The organism is Bradyrhizobium sp. (assembly GCF_019244115.1).
Lineage (GTDB): Bacteria > Pseudomonadota > Alphaproteobacteria > Rhizobiales > Xanthobacteraceae > Bradyrhizobium.
Genome location: NZ_JAFATE010000030.1, coordinates 1 through 18,984, shown reverse-complemented (window position 1 = coordinate 18,984; position 18,984 = coordinate 1). Strand labels below are relative to the sequence as shown.

General features: G+C 63.7%; 18 protein-coding genes. 14 read left to right on the top strand and 4 right to left on the bottom strand.

Annotation, left to right across the window (positions count from 1 at the left end; all coding sequences use genetic code 11):
- Positions 1-562 precede the first annotated feature (562 nt).
- Positions 563-1,036, top strand: coding sequence for an SgcJ/EcaC family oxidoreductase (locus JOZ76_RS01545; RefSeq protein WP_291696872.1), 474 nt, complete (start codon positions 563-565; stop codon positions 1,034-1,036).
- A 103-nt stretch (positions 1,037-1,139) separates the two neighbouring features.
- On the top strand, positions 1,140-1,580 hold the full coding sequence (locus tag JOZ76_RS01540) for a YybH family protein (RefSeq protein WP_291696871.1): 441 nt from the start codon (positions 1,140-1,142) through the stop codon (positions 1,578-1,580).
- Between the two features lie 115 nt (positions 1,581-1,695).
- Here JOZ76_RS01540 and JOZ76_RS01535 read toward each other — a convergent pair whose 3' ends face one another.
- A complete protein-coding gene (locus tag JOZ76_RS01535; RefSeq protein WP_291696870.1) occupies positions 1,696-3,222 on the bottom strand; it encodes a helix-turn-helix domain-containing protein in 1,527 nt (508 codons plus the stop codon).
- Between the two features lie 195 nt (positions 3,223-3,417).
- Between JOZ76_RS01535 and JOZ76_RS01530 the strand changes: the two genes are divergently transcribed.
- Both JOZ76_RS01530 and JOZ76_RS01525 read left to right on the top strand, forming a co-directional pair.
- Positions 3,418-4,257 (top strand): class I SAM-dependent methyltransferase, encoded by an 840-nt coding sequence (locus JOZ76_RS01530; protein ID WP_291696869.1) that lies wholly within the window; start codon positions 3,418-3,420, stop codon positions 4,255-4,257.
- Positions 4,258-4,331: 74 nt separating this feature from the next.
- Entirely contained in the window at positions 4,332-5,165 is an 834-nt protein-coding gene (locus tag JOZ76_RS01525; RefSeq protein WP_291696868.1) for an alpha/beta fold hydrolase, read from the top strand.
- 149 nt (positions 5,166-5,314) lie between these two features.
- Here the strand turns inward: JOZ76_RS01525 and JOZ76_RS01520 are convergent, their stop codons facing one another.
- Positions 5,315-5,485 carry a DUF1328 domain-containing protein gene (locus tag JOZ76_RS01520; RefSeq protein ID WP_291696875.1) on the bottom strand — a complete coding sequence of 57 codons (171 nt, stop codon included), beginning with the start codon at positions 5,483-5,485 and terminating at the stop codon, positions 5,315-5,317.
- A 587-nt stretch (positions 5,486-6,072) separates the two neighbouring features.
- On the opposite strand from JOZ76_RS01520, the gene JOZ76_RS01515 reads away from it, so the two are divergent.
- From JOZ76_RS01515 to JOZ76_RS01480, 8 genes are all read left to right on the top strand, one after another.
- Entirely contained in the window at positions 6,073-7,362 is a 1,290-nt protein-coding gene (locus JOZ76_RS01515; RefSeq protein WP_291696867.1) for an OmpA family protein, read from the top strand.
- Positions 7,363-7,521: 159 nt separating this feature from the next.
- The gene (locus JOZ76_RS01510; protein ID WP_291696866.1) at positions 7,522-8,541 is read left to right on the top strand and encodes an alpha/beta fold hydrolase; all 1,020 of its coding nucleotides are present in this window, start codon (positions 7,522-7,524) and stop codon (positions 8,539-8,541) included.
- A gap of 105 nt (positions 8,542-8,646) precedes the next feature.
- Positions 8,647-11,226, top strand: a complete 2,580-nt coding sequence (locus tag JOZ76_RS01505; protein WP_291696874.1) for an ATP-dependent helicase — start codon at positions 8,647-8,649, stop codon at positions 11,224-11,226.
- Positions 11,227-11,370: 144 nt separating this feature from the next.
- Entirely contained in the window at positions 11,371-11,784 is a 414-nt protein-coding gene (locus JOZ76_RS01500; RefSeq protein WP_291696873.1) for a hypothetical protein, read from the top strand.
- Complete coding sequence (locus JOZ76_RS01495) at positions 11,781-12,392, top strand: OmpA family protein (RefSeq protein ID WP_291696865.1); 612 nt, start codon at positions 11,781-11,783, stop codon at positions 12,390-12,392. The genes JOZ76_RS01500 and JOZ76_RS01495 overlap by 4 nt, the downstream gene beginning before the upstream one ends.
- Before the next feature lie 176 nt (positions 12,393-12,568).
- A complete protein-coding gene (locus tag JOZ76_RS01490) occupies positions 12,569-13,120 on the top strand; it encodes an Mpo1-like protein (RefSeq protein WP_291696864.1) in 552 nt (183 codons plus the stop codon).
- Positions 13,120-14,148 (top strand): NAD-dependent epimerase/dehydratase family protein, encoded by a 1,029-nt coding sequence (locus tag JOZ76_RS01485; protein ID WP_291696863.1) that lies wholly within the window; start codon positions 13,120-13,122, stop codon positions 14,146-14,148. Before JOZ76_RS01490 ends, JOZ76_RS01485 begins: the two co-directional genes overlap by 1 nt.
- A gap of 42 nt (positions 14,149-14,190) precedes the next feature.
- Entirely contained in the window at positions 14,191-14,817 is a 627-nt protein-coding gene (locus JOZ76_RS01480) for a methyltransferase family protein (protein ID WP_291696862.1), read from the top strand.
- Positions 14,818-14,950: 133 nt separating this feature from the next.
- Here the strand turns inward: JOZ76_RS01480 and JOZ76_RS01475 are convergent, their stop codons facing one another.
- Both JOZ76_RS01475 and JOZ76_RS01470 read right to left on the bottom strand, forming a co-directional pair.
- Positions 14,951-15,934, bottom strand: a complete 984-nt coding sequence (locus tag JOZ76_RS01475; protein WP_291696861.1) for an alpha/beta fold hydrolase — start codon at positions 15,932-15,934, stop codon at positions 14,951-14,953.
- Positions 15,935-16,049: 115 nt separating this feature from the next.
- Entirely contained in the window at positions 16,050-16,766 is a 717-nt protein-coding gene (locus JOZ76_RS01470) for a hypothetical protein (RefSeq protein WP_291696860.1), read from the bottom strand.
- Between the two features lie 292 nt (positions 16,767-17,058).
- Here JOZ76_RS01470 and JOZ76_RS01465 point away from each other — a divergent pair, with 292 nt between their 5' ends.
- Positions 17,059-17,982 carry an ABC transporter ATP-binding protein gene (locus tag JOZ76_RS01465; protein ID WP_291696859.1) on the top strand — a complete coding sequence of 308 codons (924 nt, stop codon included), beginning with the start codon at positions 17,059-17,061 and terminating at the stop codon, positions 17,980-17,982.
- 18 nt (positions 17,983-18,000) lie between these two features.
- Entirely contained in the window at positions 18,001-18,762 is a 762-nt protein-coding gene (locus JOZ76_RS01460; RefSeq protein ID WP_291696858.1) for an ABC transporter permease, read from the top strand.
- Positions 18,763-18,984 lie beyond the last annotated feature (222 nt).

Genomic DNA, 18,984 nt, shown 5'->3' with positions numbered 1-18,984 from the left:
AGGATCGCTGCTTTGCGCTCGTGTGTCATCTCATGCGTCAACGCTGCTGACCGTACTTCTCCGGAACGGCAATACGCTGGTGTAGCTCTTGTCTGGCGCTATTCACCGGCTCTATAGTCAGTCATTGCCCCACGAGACGTGAGCGATGGATCAGCGGGTTTAGTTCGAACCGCAATGAGTGACTCGATCGTAAAATCATATCCGTTCGCTCGGTGGATGCTCGCGAAGAGACAAGGGATGGAGCCAACGGCGTGGCTGCGGCTCAATTTTCCAGAAGACATTGAGCTCGGACTTTTTCGGAGCCGTTTCTGATCATCTGTTCATTTCGTTGTGTCGCGTATTTCGCCGCATGACCACCGAGGCTGCGATGAAACGCATCCGGACAAGCTTCAATTCAGTGAGGCTACCCGCTGCCGCATTCGCTGCGGCGCTTGCCACGTCCGTGGCAACAATGGCCGGCGGCAATCCATGAGCACGCTAGACCTGCCAGAGACGCAGTACGCTCGGAGCGCCACGTGCCAGTGGCATTTCTAAACGTAAACCACATGGAGGAGTGTACGTTATGAAAAAAGCGCTTTGTGTGTTGGCACTGACACTCGCCGTCGTCGCCCCCGCTTTCGCTGACGACGCGAAAACAATCGCGCAGCGGCTCGACGACAAGTGGCTCGAAGCCTTTAACAAGAAAGATGCCGCCGCCCTCACCGCTCTGTATACGGCCGACGCCGTCTTGTTACCGCAAGGGACGGATCAACCGATCATCGGCACCGAGAATATCCGCAAATTCATGGATCAGATGACAAAGGAGAAACTCGAGAACATGGTTCTGCCGGTTGCACAAGCGAACATGATAGACCCAAAGTCGCTCTATCAAGTCGGTACCTGGGCAGCCGATGCCGGAGGCCAGCACGTCACCGGAACCTATCTGAGCGTCGTCGTACAGGACGGCGCGAACTGGAAATACCGCGCCGACACATGGAACATGATGCCACCTCCGGCGGCATCGGCGACGGTCGGTTCGACCTCCACAAACAAGTAGTCCATTGGAAACGGTCGGTTGGGTCGCCTAGCTTTGTGGGCAAGCCGACCAGCCGATGTTTCGCACCCGCTTACGACCACGGCAAATCAGAAGGGAGAGCTTCATGCGTGTAATTCATGCAGCGGCATTCGCTCTTTGTTTAGTCACCGTTGCGCCGATGGGGTCCTTTGCCGGTGACTCCAAGAGCGATGTCTCGTCGGCTTACGCAGCATTTGATGCGGCGTTCAACAAGGGCGACGCGAAGGCCCTTGCCGTCTTATATCTGCCGAATGCGAAGTTGCTACCTCCCACCCACGAGGTGGCATCGGGGCCGGCGGCGATCGAAAAGTTTTTCGCCGGGGTACACGCCAACGGCGTAACCGACCACAAACTCGAGATGATCGACGCGGGTGGCGATGACAAGGTCGTCTATGGCTCGGCAAACTGGAGCGCCAAAGGCAAGGACAAGGACGGCAAGCCAACCACCCTTTCCGGCATCGCCACCCACGTGTTCGAGCGTCAGGCGGATGGTTCGCTGAAGCTGAGGTTACATACCTTCAACTAAGCAGGCCATACGTGCCGCCCGATGCCGCGCGAGGAGACTTTGCGTGGATATCGCGGAATGCATGCCTGACCCCAGCACTCCGATCTATGTGCACAAAGCCTAAGACCACGCCGCGTCAGTCCGGCAGGCCGGCATCGTGCAGGCCCTCGACGAGCCGTTCACGGTAGGGCAGCGGCAGCGGCGGCAGGCTGACCTGGACCTCCGACAGCGTCAGGTCCGGATAACGCTCACGCAGGGCGTGCAGGCTCCGGTGCGCCTCGGGCCTGGCGCCGCCGAGCAGATAGGCCGGACAGAGCGTACGATGGGCCCAGATCGCCGAGGGGTGCTCGGCCAGGGCGCGCGCCTGCCAGTGGGCTGCCTGCGCGTATTGGCCGGCGTCGAAATAGGCGCAGCCCATTCCGACCATGCTGTTGAAGGCCAGCGGATCGTGCGGCGCGAGGTCGAGCGCAATCGCAAAACGCTCGATCGCCGATTGGGAATCTCCGCGATAGACGTCGATCCAGCCGCTGCGGCTCCAGGCCCAGGCCGAGCCGCCGTCGACCGCCAGCGCCTTGCGGATGACGGCGTCGGCATCGTCGAGCGCGTCGAGCAGGGTCAGCGCATTGCCGAGCACGGCGAGCACGTTAGCGTCGCCGCCGAGGCTGGCCGCCTTCCGCGCCAGTTCGAGGCCGCGCACGCGGTCTGCGCGCGGATCGGACGAGAAATGATAGACGATGCGCTGGAGATGCGCCCAGGCCGCCAGCGCTGTCGCCAGTGCATGACCCGGATCCAGGTCCATCGCACGGGACAGCAGTTCGAGTGCACGGTCATTGCCTTCGGCATCGAGTGCGATCACGCCCGGCATGGCCCTGAGCGCAAGTTCGTGCGCACCGAGATCGGTGCCCGGCGTCTGCAAGGCGCGGTCGATCTCGGCGCGCCGCAGCTGCGGCTGCAAGGCCGCCACGATGCGGGTCGCAAAATGTCCGTCGGCCGCGATCTCGTCGCTCAAAATGCCGTCGCAGCGCTGCGCCCAGAGCTGCCGGCCGGTGTCGCGGTCAAACAGGCGCAGCAGCAGCCGCTGCTCGTCGCCTTCGCCGCGGATCGCCCCAACCAGATGATAGCGCGCATTCGCCGGCTGGGCGGTGAATGAGGCGCCGCTCCGCGTCAGTGCCATCTCCAGTTCATGGGCGAGGTCGTCGGCGGTTTCGTCATCGGCGCGCGTCAAAATCCCGGCGAAAGCGATGGTCGGCTGGTCGCGCGGCGACGTACAGAAGCGCGACGCCGCCGCGCTCGCGGCCGAAAACCTCATTTGCCGTTTCAGCGTCTGCGACGGCGTCTCGCCGTAGCGGGTGCGATATTCGACCGAGAAGCGTCCGCAATGGGGAAAGCCGCAGGCGAGCGCAACGTCCGTGATCCGCGTGCCGGCCCCGGCGCGGAGCAACGCGCGCCGCGCGCGCTCAAAACCGATGTCGCGCAGCACCGAAACTGGCGACTTGCCGAGAAAGCGGAGGAACTGGCGCTGCAGCGTCCGGCCGGAAACGCCGGCGGTCCTGGCAAGCTCCGCCAGGCGCCAGTGGCGGCCGACATTGGCGCGCATGGCCTCGAGCGCCCGCCGCACGCTGCGCGGCAATGGCGATGAAGACATGATCTCGCCCGCAGTCATGGTGATCACTCCTCCGATACCATTCCTTACGTCTCGCTCACCTCAGAAAAGTTCATGATCCGGATAGTCGTGTCGCAAATTGGATAGGCGCGCAGCGAACCGCCCTTTAAGGCGGCCCGATCACTCGAGCCTGCGGGCGGGTTCCGCCGACATCAGGCTCGAGGGCAAGCCCCTGGCATCAACGAGGATACAGTCATGGCCCAATCATCCGCTGCCCAGATCCAGCAGGCAGGACCAGTCGATCTCGCGGCGCTGAAAACGCGGCAGCACGGCGCATGGTCGTCCGGCGACTATGCGGTCGTCGGCACCACGCTCCAGATCGTCGGCGAACAGCTCTGCGAAGCGCTCGACCTCCGCGCCGGCATGAAGGTGCTCGACGTCGCGGCCGGCAATGGCAACGCCACACTGGCCGCCGCGCGCCGGTGGTGCGACGTCACCTCGACCGATTATGTGCCGAGCCTGCTCGCGCGCGGCGAGGCGCGCGCCGCAGCCGACGGATTGACCGTGACGTTCCGCGAAGCCGATGCGGAGGCCCTCCCGTTCGACGACGGCGCGTTCGACGCCGTCGTTTCGACCTTCGGCGTCATGTTCACGCCGGATCAGGACAAGGCGGCGGCGGAACTTGCGCGCGTCTGCAGGCGCGACGGCAAGATCGGGCTGGCGAACTGGACGCCGAACGGTTTTATCGGACACGTGTTCAAGACACTGGGCAAATACCTGCCGCCGCCGGCGGGTGCGAAATCGCCCGCACTATGGGGCACGGAGACGCGGCTTGCCGAGATGTTCAGTGCGGTGGGCGCGATCAAGTCGGAGCCGCGCGACTTCGTGTTCCGCTACCGTTCGCCGGAGCACTTTCTCGATGTGTTCAGGACCTATTACGGCCCCACGCTGAAAGCCTTCGGCGCGCTCGACGAGGCAAATCAGCAGCGCCTGCGCGGCGATCTCCTGGAACTGATCGCCTCGCTCAATCGCGCCGACGACGGCACCATGGTGGTCCCGAGCGCCTATCTCGAAGTCGTCATCACCAAGCGCTGAGAAGAAACGGATGAGAAAGCGGCGACGGTCAGGAGCCGTCGCCGCTGCGCTCGCACTGAACGTGGAAGCCTTGAATGAATGACGGGTCGGATTCACGCATCGACTACGACGAAGTCGGCAGCGGGCCGACGGTCGTCATGGTGCCGGGATCGTGCAGCACCGGGGCGGCCTGGCGGCCGATCATCGCGCAGTGGACGAGCAGATTCCGCTGCGTGACTACGAGCCTGCTCGGCTATGGCGGCACGTCCGAGCATCGCACCGCCGCCACGGCCGATATCGCGCAGGAGGTCGAGGTGGTCGAGACCGTGATCGGGCGCGCAGGTCGCCCGGTTCACCTTGTCGGTCATTCCTTCGGCGGGCTGGTCGCACTCGCCGTGGCGCTGCGCAAGCCGGACCTGCTGCACAGCCTGACCATCCTGGAGGCGCCTGCTCCGGAGATTTTGCGACGATGCGGCGAGGACGACCATTATCGATCATTCCGGCAGATGAGCAGCGCCTATGTCAGTGCCTTCCAGGCCGGCCAATCCGACGCCATCGCAGCGATGATTGATTTCTATGGCGGCCCCGGCACGTTCGCGGCATGGCCCCCGCGCGTCCGCGACTATGCGATCGCCACGACTGCGGCCAATCTCATGGACTGGTCGTGTGCCTACGGCTTCGATCTGACACCGGCGCTGCTCGCGCGGATCTCAGTGCCTGTTCTCGTCGCGTATGGTGAATTAAGTCATCCGGCGCCACAACGCGCCAACGAACTGCTCGGGCGCAGCATCCCCGGCGGTCGCATTACCGTCATCCCGGGTGCCGCGCATTTCATGATTGCGACGCATGCGCGCGAAGTGGCACAGCTTGTGGCCGAGCACATCGATCGCACGCTCTCAGCGTCTTCGATTGAGGCAGCGGCGCGCTGAAGCGCGATGGGAACGTGTCGACCACCATCGCGCTTCAGGATCGAAAGGCGCCGAATTTGACGCTCGCATGACGACATTGCGGCACATCATGGCAAGCGCCCGAGCCTTCGCGTATCGGGCGGACGCAACGACGCACCAGATTAACCTGTCTAAATGCGCCTGCCGCGCACCACACCGACAATTGCCGACACCAGGAACAGAACGATCGCGATGAAGAAGATGATCTTCGCGATCTCGATCGATGCGCCGGCAACGCCGCCGAAGCCCAAAATACCGGCGATCAGCGCGATGACGAGGAACGTCACGACCCAGCCTAGCATGCTCAGAACCTCCCTCTTTTGCTGCGTGCGGCGCAGCCGGTGGCGACACTGCACAATGCGCAGGTGAACCCGCCGCGTCATGGCTGAAGAGACAAATCCGGGCGGCAAACGAATGTTCCGGTGCAGTCGGCGCCTGCGAAAAATCGCTGCCACGGGGAACAATTCTGTTTTTCGTTTTACGAAAATGACCCGCATTCGCGCTGCGTAATGGCGCAGGTTCGCCGCTGATCCGGCGAGCAAACGGCGAAGCTGCGACGGATCTTTGACATCGCACAGCACCACGAGCGCAGGGTGTGGCTTGCACTCAACAGCTGCGATGAATCTGTGATTTACTGCTGAACAATCTCGAAATCCGCGCGCGTGACCAGCTTTCGACATGAAGATCGATATGAATATCTCCTGTACCCGAAGTTCGCCGCATTCGATGCGAACGGACTTCGGAATACGAAAGCCGCCAGCGGGTTGATACGTCTGGTGCGGGTTGGTTCAGAAGTCCTCTTTTTTCAATCGCGGCGACAATGAAGGGGACAGACCACTGTACTGGAATGCGAGTGAGTTCCCGAGTGTCTTCTGAGGGGAGGCATTTCATGATGGTTGCAAGAAGCCTGTTGTGGCTGTCGCTCTACCTTTCGCTCCTCTCCAGCGCAGGCGTGCCGCTGCATGCGCAGAGCAGGACCGCGCTGCAATTGCCGCCGCTTGCGGACCAGGTTCAGCCGCCGCAGCGCGCCGAGGCCGCTCCGCCACCCGCCTTGGCGCCGGCGCCCCCGCCGCAGATGCCGCTCGACTTCGATATTGCGATCCAGAAGGCCGCCGACGATCTCTTGTCCAAGGCGCGGCTCGACGATTCGGTTGAGGAAGTGAACATCGTGATCGATCCGCTGATCGACGGCGTGACCGGCGCACAGTCGAGCGCGACGCATCTCGAGGAGCGGCGCATCGTCGAACTGGTCAAGAACCGCTATCCGCGCTTTCGCGTCGTGCCGTTCTCTCCGGAATCGATCCTGCTCAAGCAGCCGCTGGTCCTGATCGGCACCTTCACGCCGATCAACAATGACGGCGACGCGAGCGGGCCTCGCGACGCCTATCGCATCTGCCTGGCGCTGGCCGACCTCGGCAGGCAGACCATCGTTTCCAAGGGCTCTGCGCGTGCCCTGCCCGAAGGCGTCGACCCGACGCCCGACAGTTTTTTCAAGGACAGCCCCGGCTATGCAAGGGACCCTGCGACCGAGGCCTATGTGAAGAGCTGTCAGGAGAAAAGGATCGGCGACAGTTTCGACCAGGCCTATTCCGAAGGCATTCTGGCCGCGACTTTGGTCAATCAGGGTATCGAGGCCTATAATGCCGGCCGCTACCGGGCGGCGCTCGATCTCTACATGCGCGCCGTGGTGATGCCCGGCGGCGAACAACTGCGCGTGTTCAACGGAATCTATCTTGCGAGCTACAAGCTTCATCGTACCAGGACGGCGATGGACGCATTCGGCAGGATGATCGACTTCGGGCTGAAGAACAGCGACTATCTCGCGATCAAGTTCCTGTTCAAGCCGGGCTCGACCCAGTTCTACAACGACAAGGGCGAGCACGCGCCCTACAATGCCTGGATCGGCAAGATCGCCGAGCGGACCGCCACCAACCAGAGCTGTCTGGAGGTGATCGGCCACACCAGCGCCACCGGCCTGCCCGCGCTGAATGACCGCCTCTCCGTGCTGCGCGCGGACTTCATCAAGGAGCGCGTCGAAGCCGAGGAGAGCAGCCTGCAGGGACGCCTGCTGGCCAGCGGCAAGGGCTCCCGCGAGATGCTCGTCGGCACCGGCCGCGACGATCCGAGTGATGCGCTGGATCGCCGCGTCGAGTTCAAGATCCTGCGCTGCCAAGCCTGAACTTGACAGTCAGACTGTGACGTCGAAACGGGGATGCATGAAGGACTGAGGCGACAATGACGCGGCCTTGCGCGACAAACGCCGCGTGGATGCTACCGGGCGGCGTTGACTTGCCGGGCGCGCTTTCGAATATCGCGGCGAAACCTTGTGGAGATTCACATGTTCGTTCGCCGCCTGCTTGCCGCCACGCTGGTCCTGAGTTGCATGTCGATCTTGCCGGCCGCCGCGGCACAGACAGCCACCGCAGTTTCGGCCGCGCACCCGACCACCTACAAGACTGTTGCCGTCAACGGGCTCAATATCTTTTATCGGGAAGCAGGTCCTGACAATGCGCCAGTGATCCTGCTGCTGCACGGCTTCCCGTCGTCGTCGCGCATGTTCGACCGCCTGATGCCGCTGCTCGCCGACCGCTATCATCTGATTGCGCCCGACTATCCTGGCTTTGGCAATTCAGAAGCGCCACCGCCTGACAAGTTCAGCTATGCATTCGCAGGGATCGCGGACGTCGTGGACGCCTTCACGCAAAACCTCCACCTCGACCGCTACGCGCTCTATGTCCAGGACTATGGCGGCCCGGTCGGCTACCGGCTCGCAGTCGCGCATCCGGAGCGGGTGACTGCGCTCATCGTCCAGAATGCCGTAGCGCATGAGGAGGGACTCGGCCGGCTCAAGGGCGCACGCACTGGCTTCTGGGCCGACCGCGCCGCCAACGAGAAGTCATACCGTGACGGACTTGGGTCGCCGGAACGCGGCAGGGTCCGCCATGTCGGCAGTTCGCCGCATCCCGAGCGCTACGACCCCGATCTGTGGCAGGACGAGGTCGCGTTCTTAGGCCGGCCCGGCGAGGCCGATATCCAGTCCGACCTGTTTTATGACTACCGCACCAACCTCGATGCCTACCCGGCATGGCAGGCATGGCTCCGCGAACGCCAGCCGCCGACGCTGATCGTCTGGGGGCGCTACGACCCCGTGTTCGACATCGCCGAGGTCGCGGCGCTCCAGCATGACGTGCCGAAGGCGGAGGTCCATGTGCTGGACGCCGGTCATTTCGCGCTCGATGAATCGGCTGATGACATTGCCAGGCTGATGCGCGGCTTCCTGGCGCGCCTGCCCCGGGCCGCAATGAAAGGTACGGGCTCGCCGAGCCGATTGCGGCAGGGCATCGGGTTCCACGGATAAGTCTGTAAAACCGGCGCCGGCGTCCCCATATGCGCTCAATCCCTGCTATGAAGCCTCCCCTTCGCGGCCTCACGGTGCCATCGTGGGGTGGTAAGTATGATTCGCATGACCGAGCCGAACCAGCTGAGACCCGTCCCAGACCACCGACCCGCAGCCGGCGGCATTGCCGCGCGAGCGCGCGCCGCGGCGGGGCCAAAGTATCTCGACGGGCTCAACCCCGAACAGCGCGAGGCGGTGGAGACGCTGGACGGCCCGGTCCTGGTGCTGGCCGGCGCCGGAACGGGCAAGACGCGGGTGCTGACTACGCGCATCGCCCACATCCTGAGCCAGGGGCGCGCCCGCCCGGGCGAGATTCTCGCCGTCACCTTCACCAACAAGGCGGCGCGCGAGATGAAGCTGCGACTCTCCCAGATGCTCGGCCAGGCGGTCGAGGGCATGCCGTGGCTCGGCACCTTCCATTCGATCGGCGGGCGGATCCTGCGCAGCCATGCCGAGATGGCGCAGCTGAAGTCGAACTTCACCGTGCTCGACGTCGACGACCAGATCCGGCTGCTGAAGCAGCTGCTGCAGGCCGAGGACATCGACGAAAAGCGCTGGCCGGCGCGGATGCTGGCGGGCCTGATCGACGGCTGGAAGAACCGCGGGCTGATGCCAGGCCAGGTTCCCGCAGGCGAAGCCGCCACGTTCGCCAACGGCAAGGGCGGCAAGCTCTATGCGAGCTATCAGGAGCGGCTGAAGATCCTCAACGCGGCGGACTTTGGCGATCTCCTGCTCGAGAACATCCGCATCTTTCGCGAGCACGCCGACGTGCTGCGGCAGTATCAGGGCCGCTTCAGGTTCATCCTGGTCGATGAGTACCAGGACACCAATGTGGCGCAATATCTCTGGCTGCGGCTGCTGGCGCAGGCGCCATCCTGTTCAACCTCCCCCCGCTTGCGGGGAGAGGTCGGATTGCGAAGCAATCCGGATGAGGGGGACTCTCCACAAGCTGTGCTCTTGGAGACTCCCCCTCACCCCGACCCTCTCAGCACGAGCTCCGCTCGTCGCGACCCCGCAAGCGGGGAGAGCGAGAAGGCACCTCCCAAAAACATCTGCTGCGTCGGCGACGACGACCAGTCGATCTATGGCTGGCGCGGCGCCGAGGTCGACAACATCCTGCGCTTCGAGCACGATTTTCCCGGCGCGAAAGTCATTCGGCTGGAGCGCAATTACCGCTCCACCGGCCACATCCTTGCCGCGGCCTCGCATCTGATCGCGCATAATGAAGGCCGCCTCGGCAAGACGCTGCGCACCGAGGACGTCGCGGGCGAGAAGGTCACCGTGACCGGCGCCTGGGATTCCGAGGAGGAGGCGCGCGGCATCGGCGAAGAGATCGAGGAGCTGCAGCGCAAGGGCCAGAACCTCAACGAGATCGCCATTTTGGTGCGCGCGTCCTACCAGATGCGCGAGATCGAGGACCGCTTCGTCACGCTCGGACTGAACTATCGCGTGATCGGCGGCCCGCGCTTCTACGAGCGCGCGGAAATCCGCGACGCGCTGGCCTATCTGCGCGTGATCTCCTCGCCATCAGACGACCTCGCCTTCGAGCGTATCGTCAACGTGCCTAAGCGCGGGCTCGGCGATGCCACCGTGCAGCTGTTGCACGACCATGCCCGCAAGCGCCGCATTCCGCTGTTCGAGGCGGCGCGCGCGGTGGTCGAGACCGACGAATTGAAGCCGAAGGCGCGCGGTTCGTTGCGCGACCTCATCCTGCAATTCGACCGCTGGCGCGCGCAGAGCGAGGTCACCTCGCATACCGAACTCGCCGAAATCATGCTGGACGAGAGCGGCTACACCGAGATGTGGCAGAAGGACCGCTCGGCGGATGCCGCGGGCCGGCTGGACAACCTGAAAGAGCTGGTGCGCTCGATGGAGGAGTTCGAGAACCTGCAAGGATTTTTGGAGCACATCGCGCTGGTGATGGACCGCGACGGCGATGCCAATGACGAGGCGGTGTCGCTGATGACCCTGCATTCAGCTAAGGGTCTCGAGTTCGACAATGTGTTCCTGCCGGGCTGGGAGGAAGGCCTGTTTCCGAGCCAGCGCACGCTCGACGAACAGGGCCGCGCCGGCCTGGAGGAAGAGCGCCGCCTCGCCCATGTCGGGCTCACCCGGGCTCGGCGCCGCGCAAAAATCTATTTCGCAACCAACCGGCGCATTCACGGCACCTGGTCCACCACGATGCCGTCGCGCTTCCTCGACGAACTGCCGCCGGCCAGCGTCGAGGTCACCGAGTCCAAGGGCGGCTCGGGCTGGGGCGGCGGCTATGCGACCTCGCGATTCGACAATCTGGACTCCTTCGGTTCGAGCTACTCGACGCCGGGCTGGCAACGCGCCCAGGCCAATCGTGGCCGCAGCGGCGGCGGCCAGGCGCGCGGCGGCTTTGACGAGGACCAGTCGCCGTTTGGCGCGCGCGGCGACTTCGGCGGCGGCTATTCGCGCAGCAAGCGCGCGCCCATGACGATCGAGGGCGAACTGGTGGCGAAATCCACCGGGACGGTGTCCGAATTCGCGCTGGGCGACCGCGTGTTTCATCAGAAGTTCGGCTATGGCAACGTCGTGCGGGTCGACGGCAACAAGCTCACCATCGCCTTCGACAAGGCTGGCGAGAAGAACGCGATCGACACCTATGTGCGGCGCGCGTGAGGGCACGGCCCTAAGCCGGCGCTTGACCGGGCCAGGCGGCGCGACAGCTCCTCCGAGCACATCCTGCGGACCAGCCGAAACTAGCCACAGCTCTGTCTTTTGTGGGTCTTGACCGTGGCCGACCTGATCGGTTCAGATGGCGCCATGGTTCGGGGAGGGGTGATCCTGATCGGGTTTGCGCTCGCTGCGCCGTCGCTGGCGGTTGCGGAGACGATGAGCTTTGGCGACGCGGCCGCACTGCTCGCGAACAGCTGCGCCACGGAAATCGACGCCAATTGCCGCGGCGTCAGCCTGGATTCCAACCGCCTGAAAGAGTGCCTGTCGCGCAATCAGGACGTGCTGTCACCGCAGTGCAAATCCGACTATCTCAGAAGTTTTGATGCGATCCAGAAACGGATCGCGGCGCGCGTGGCGGTCGCCAACGCCTGCACGCGGGAAATCGTCAAGCTGTGCGCCGGTTCGCCGAAAGAGACCAGCAAATCGATCCCCTGCCTGACGACGACCAAGGGCGTGAGCGCGCGCTGCCTGCAGGCGATGAGCGATGCGGGGTACCGATGAGGGCCGCCACCACGCAGCTGCGTCGCATCGGCCTGCTCGCGGCCTGCCTGCTGGGCTTTGCCATGGCGCCCTCTCCGGTCCGCAGCCAGACCGCCGTCAAGCGTGATGACGTCATCGAGCAGCTCAGCCGTTTCGACGCCGCTCCCGAGATCGACGTCGCGGCCTTGCGGCAACAAGTCGCGGAGCGCGCGAAGGCGCGCTCGCGGAGCGAGCCGCCAGCACAGAAACGGCCGCTGATCGCCCCCGACCTTTTGGCGCTGCCGACCTTTTCGGTCGACATCCAGTTCGACACCGACACGCCGATCGTGCGCCCCGAATCCTATCAGGCGCTCGGACGCATCGCGGACGCGCTGGTGCATGCGCGGCTGCTACCTTACGGATTTTTGATCGTCGGTCACATCGAGGCGAACGGCAAGCGCGAGAGCAATGCATTGCTCAGCCAGCGGCGTGCCGATGCGATCCGCGACGTGCTGGTCAACACTTTCAAGATCTCATCGAAGCGCCTGCAATCGCTCGGCCTCGGCGAGGAGCAGCTGCTCGATGCCGCGCACCCCACCGCGCCGGTCAATCAGCAGATCCAGATCCTGACAATCGCAAAAGCGCTGTAGCGATCCGCTCGCGTGGGATGCCACGGCATGCGCCCGCTCGACACGGGCTGATAAATCGCTGGCGCGAGGTCGGTGTCGGGTTCCAATGGCGCATTAATCGTGCTTTGTCGATCCGTTGACTTGATGCTATACCGCCGTTCCACCTTTGATCGATTGCCGTGCGAGTTTATGCGGATATGAGTGAATTGTTTCGACGCCAGCTCGTCGACTACGTCGAATATCACCGTGACCCGTTGAACGGCTTGCTGCATGTCGTCGGCATCGTTTGCCTGTTCCTGGCCGCGGTCCTCCCGCTGAGCTTGTGGCATATTGACGCGTTCGGCACCCAGATCAGCCTCTCGGTCGTCATGGCGTTGCCGGTGCTGATCTACTGGATTCTGCTCGACAAGGCGCTGGGCACGGCGATCCTGGGCGCCGCTGTTCTGCTGCTGCTGGCGGCAAAACTTATCATTGAACATGTCGGGACCACCACAATGTGGTCACTATTCGCCACGCTGCTGATCGTGGGCGTCGCCGCGCAGATCGTCGGCCATCAGGTCTTCGAGCGGCGGCAGCCGTCGCTGGTGGACAATCCGACGCACCTGTTGCTCGGACCGCCCTTCGTGATGGCAAAATTGTTTATTGCGCTTGGTTTTCGACGCGATCTGGCCGCGATCATCGAGCCGAAATGGCCGGCCAATTCGCTCTCGTCTGATCACACTAAGAGCGGACCAACTTTCAACTCATAATGCACGTACTCGTCACTGGCGGCAGCGGTTTCATCGGACAGCATCTCGTCTCGGCGCTCACGGCACGGGGCCAGAAGGTGCGTGTCCTCGACGTACGCACGCCGGCGCACGTCGTTCCCGAAATCGAGTTCATCCAGGGCTCGGTGCTCGATCCCGTCGCGGTGGACGGGGCGATGGCCGACGTCGGCGCAGTCTATCATCTCGCGGGATTGCCCGGGATGTGGATGCGGGACAAGGAAGACTTTCACCGGGTCAATTGCGTCGGCACCGAGATGATGCTCGCGGCGGCGAAGCAGCGCGGCGTTGCGCGATTTCTGCACTGCTCGACCGAGTCGATCCTGTTTCGCGCCATGGATTCGCAGGGCGCAGGTTCGGATGACGATCTGCAGCCGGCGCAAATGATGCCCGGCGCCTACACCCGCTCCAAGGCGCTCGCCGAGGAGCGGGCGCTGGAGGCGGCGGCGTCAGGCTTCCCGGTGGTCGTCGGCACGCCGACCATGCCGATCGGCCCGCATGATCACGGGCTGACGCCGCCGTCGGCGATGCTCCGGCATTTCCTCAACAGCCGGGTTCAGCTCTATCTCGACTTCATCGTGAACCTCGTCGACGTGCGCGACGTGGCCGCGGGCCTGATCCTCGCCATGGAGCGCGGACGGGTCGGCCAGCGCTACGTGCTGGGCGGCGAAAGCATCCGTCTCCGCCGGGTGCTCCGCCACGTCGCCGCGATCAGCGGCCGCCGCCATCTTGCCATTTCCGTCCCCGGCAAGGTCGCGGAGCTCGCCGCCACCATGCTCGACTTCATCGCCGACAACATCACGCGGCGGCCGCCGAGCGGCACCGCCGAAGGCGTTCGGATCGCGCTGCGGGCCACCGATCTGTCGATCGAGAAGGCGCGCAGCGAGCTCGGCTACGTGCCGCGGCCGATCGAGCCCACGCTGCGCGAAACGCTCGCCTATCTGCGCAATGCAGAGAACAATGACGCCATGTTCGACGTGGGAAAGCGTGCCCTCGGCACCGCGGCCCACTAATCGACATGACATCTGATCCACCCAGCATTTGAGATTCGAGGCATGTCCGGCGATCAAAGCCAATCGATTGCGTCTGCGTTCAGCGGGTGGACCACGACCTGGCCCACCGAGCTCCTGGCCCTGATCTGGCTGGGCTTTCTTGCGAGCTGGGTCGCGGCATCATTCTGGTCCGGCCAGACCAAGAAGCACGTGATGACGCTCGCGTCCGCGCGCTACCGTATTCCCATCGGGCTCGGCGCTGTACTGTTCACGCCCGTGACCTCGCACATATTGGGTGAGAAGCCGCTCTGGGTGTTCGGCAATCTCGGCGTCTATCTGCTGGCGCTCGTCGCGCTCGCGGGGATCGCCTTCACCTGGTGGGCGCGGATCCATCTCGGGCGCTTCTGGTCCAATGCCATCACGCACAAGGAAGGCCACCGGGTGATCGACACGGGCCCCTACGGCCTCGTGCGTCATCCAATCTATACCGGGCTGATCACCGGCATGCTCGCGACCGGAATTGCGGTCGGAACGGTGACGGCGATCCTCGGCGCAATCCTGATTTCCGCCGGCATGTGGCAGAAGGCACGCATGGAAGAAGTGTTCTTGATGGCCGAGCTCGGCGCCGACGCCTACGGCTCGTATCGTCGCCGCGTTCCGATGCTGATTCCGTTCCTGCCGATGGGCTGAGACGCGACCATCGTACCTGCTCCGTAGATCCGCGCTAAATATCGCACCGTCATTCCGCAGCGGTCCGAAGGACCGAACCCGGAAATCTCGAGATTCCGGGTTCGCCTCTCCGAGGCGCCCCGGAATGACGATGTCAGCGCTTCACCGCGGACGCCTGCTGTGAGGCGGCGGCCGGCGCCGCCGTCGGCGCAGCTGCGGGCGGCTGCAGATGCCGCGGCACCACGATGCGCTGGCCGGCCGCAAGCTGCGCATTCTGCGCCAGCTGGTTGGCCTGCATCAGCGACCACATCGGGACGTGATTGTCCGCCGCAAGCTTTTGCAGCGTCTCGCCGCGCCGGGCCGCCTGCGCGGTGCCGCTGTCCCACAGCTCCACCGTCGCATCCGGCGGCACCACGTAGCGCAGCGGCACCGGGCTGGCGCCCGACGTCGCCGGCACCTTCGCGATCTCGGTGATCATGCCGACCAGCTGCGCGTGGACATAGTCCAGCTTGTCGATGTTGATGTGCGTGACTTCGTCATGATCCTTCATGTCGAAGCTTGCATAGTGGCCGTGATAGCCCGGCTCGGCGACGATGTCTCCGCCGCCGAGAACGCTGGTCGACAGGAAGATGTTGATGAAGCGCTCGACATTGAGCGGCACTTTTGGGCTCGCATGCGCCGGATCGACGGTCACGACCAGGCTGACCGGGATGTTCTGCTCCTGCAGGATCTCTGCAAAGGTCAGCGCGCAAAGCCCGCCCATCGAGTGGCCGATCAGGATGATCGGCGCAGGCTCCGCGCGGTAGTCCTGGATCGCCTGATCCGCCACGAATCGGCAAATGGTGAACTCCCAGACGCTCGCCTTGACACCGGCCTGCTCGAGCCGATCGGTGAGCTTGTCCATGCCGCGCGAGAAGATCGGACCGAGCGCACCGCGAAACAGATAGGCCCGCGCCTGTGGCTGCGGCTGGCTGTCGATCTCGCCGCCCTGGGACGATGGCGTGGGCGCGGCAGCCGGCGCAATGCCGGTTGCCGCCACATGCGTGCCGGCCTGCGCGGGCTGCGACCGGCTCGCCATGGGATAGGCGAGACACCATGTCGATAGCGCAAGAGCCGCAATTCGGGACTGTGTGAACATGCGCCTTCCGCTCGCATCGCATAGCGTGAGGAGCAGGTGCTTCCGCCTCACGCCACCCGCGTTTTCTCCGACGACTTGGCGGAATTTGAGGCGCAAGGCCTTGTTTTAGCCCTAATTAGTCGCTCCCGCCGGTGCGCGCTCCAAGCCTCATCACGCCGATCGCCGACTGCGACCTTGCGACCGGGGTCCGCTGGCGACCGAACACGACCGCATCGATCGCCGCGATCACCTTCTGCTGCATCATGAGATTCTTGTCGATCGTCAGATGGCCGACGCCGGCGCCGCCGACATCGACATTGTCCAGCTTGCCGCGAAAATCCGCCGTCCGCGTCACCGGCTCGCCGGCGCCGCTCGCGACATAGAAGTTGATGTAGTGCTCGGCGCTGCCCGCAAGCCTGGTGCGGAAAACCGAGTCGAGGCCGATCACCAGCTTGACCGGCACGCCGAGCTGACTGAGCTTGGCCACCATGTCGGGTAATGCGGTCGCACCCGAGGAATGGCCGACGAGGACGATCGTCTTGATCTGTCCGCTCCTGTAGCCCTCTGCGGCGTCATTGGCGAGTGACGACCAGGACACGAAGTTGGCGACCGTCGCTGGAATGCCCTGCGCCTGCAGCTTAGCGGCGATGTCGTCGAGCCCGAGTGAAAAGATGTTGAGCACGCCGCGCAAAAGATAGACATGCGTCGTGCTGGCGGGGTTTTGGGGCGCAGCAGCGACCGGTCCCGCCAGAAAAGTCAGCATCAATGGCAATGAGAAAAGCACCGCTCGCAATCGCCGCGCGGCCGACGACAACGTGGCGTCGGTTCCAATGGTGCAGCCATATGGCGTCATCGGTCCTCCTGGGCGGCGAAAATATGCGCGGCCCGGACCGTATCCCCGGCGTGCTCGCACATGCAACATGAGAGAATTGATGGCGGCGATCTTACCGCGACGACGTGACTCTCCTGCAACACAATGGCGACTGCTGCCACTATGCTGCCTTAAAGGTGAATCGATTCGCGCAAATCTGTCCACGCCAATTGCGCTCACGCCATCACACTCCTATCTGTCGAAGCGTCGCTTGCCTCGTGCCGTGCCGCTTGCCCGCGACTGCATCGTCCTTCCACATCCGCTTCGATCCTCTATGGCTCCCATCATTTCCGTTGCAAAACTTTCGAAGATTTATGGCTCCGGCTTCAAGGCGCTGAACAACATCGACCTCGAGATCAGGCGCGGCGAGATTTTTGCCCTGCTCGGCCCCAACGGCGCCGGCAAGACCACGCTGATCAGCATCGTCTGCGGCATTGCCAATCCGAGCCAGGGCAGCGTCACGGTCGGCGGCCATGACATCATCAAGGACTATCGTGCGGCCCGCTCGCTGATCGGCCTCGTGCCGCAGGAGCTGCACACCGACGCGTTCGAGACGGTGTGGGCGACCGTGAGTTTCAGCCGCGGGCTGTTCGGCAAGCCGAAGAACCCGGCCCATATCGAGAAGGTGCTGAAAGACCTCTCGCTGTGGGACAAGAAGGACTCCAAGATCGTCACGCTGTCCGGCGGCATGAAGCGGCGCGTGATGATCGCAAAAGCGCTGTCGCACGAGCCGCAGGTGCTGTTCCTCGACGAGCCGACCGCCGGCGTCGACGTCGAGTTGCGCAAGGGCATGTGGGAGGTGGTGCGGCAGCTGCAGGCCGCCGGCGTCACCATCATCCTCACCACGCATTACATCGAAGAGGCCGAGGAGATGGCCGATCGCATCGGCGTCATCAACAAGGGCGAAATTATCCTGGTCGAGGACAAGGCGGCCTTGATGCAGCAGCTCGGCAAGAAGCGCCTGACGCTCCACCTGCCGCAGAAGATCGAGGCGCTTCCGCCGGCACTCGCTCCCTATCAACTGGCGCTCTGCGAGGGCGGCGACCGCCTGATCTACGATTACGACACCAAGGTCGAGCGCACCGGCATCACCAGCCTGCTCTCCGATCTGCGCAGCGCCGGCATCCGTTTCACCGATCTCGAAACCACGCAATCCTCGCTCGAAGACATTTTTGTCAGCCTGGTGCGGCGAAATTGATGGGCAGTCATTGGCAATATGAACCTCAGAGCAATCCAAGCAATCTACCGGTTCGAAATGGCGCGCACCTGGCGGACGCTGCTGCAGAGCATCGTCTCGCCCGTGGTGTCGACCTCGCTTTATTTCGTGGTGTTCGGCGCCGCGATCGGCTCGCGCATATCGCAGATCGAGGGCGTCAGCTACGGCACCTTCATCGTGCCGGGCCTCGTGATGCTCTCGGTCCTGACCCAGAGCATCGCGAACGCCTCGTTCGGCATCTACTTCCCGAAATTCGTCGGCACCATCTACGAGATCCTGTCGGCGCCGATCTCCTATCTCGAGATCGTGCTGGGCTATGTCGGCGCGGCGGCGACCAAGTCGATCATTCTCGGCCTGATCATTCTGGCCACCGCCAGCCTGTTCGTGCCGCTGCACATCCATCACCCCGTTTGGATGCTGACCTTTCTGGTGCTCACCGCCGTCACCTTCAGCCTGTTCGGCTTCATCATCGGCATCTGGGCCGATGGTTTTGAGAAGCTGCAGATGATCCCGATGCTGGTGGTGACGCCGCTCACCTTCCTCGGCGGCAGCTTCTATTCGGTGAACATGCTGCCCTCGCCCTGGCACACCATCACGCTGCTCAATCCCGTGGTCTATCTGATCTCCGGTTTCCGCTGGAGTTTTTACGAGATCGCCGACGTTAGCGTCGTCCTGAGCCTCGGCATGACCATCGCATTCCTTGCCATCTGCCTCGTCATCGTGGGATGGATTTTTAAGACCGGCTACCGGCTGAAGAACTGACGCGAAGCGTCTTCCCCGGGGCGATGCGCAGCATCGAACTCTGGTGCGCAATTGCGCACCTGAGAATCTCGAGACTCCGGGTTCGCCTCTTCGAGGCGCCCCGGAATGACAGCGTTCTAGTTGAAGCAGTGGTAATAGCCGTAGCTGTCGTAATAGCCGCGGCAGCGATAATGATGCCGATAGGTCCGATGCGGAACGCCGAGCACACCTTCGACCGCGCCG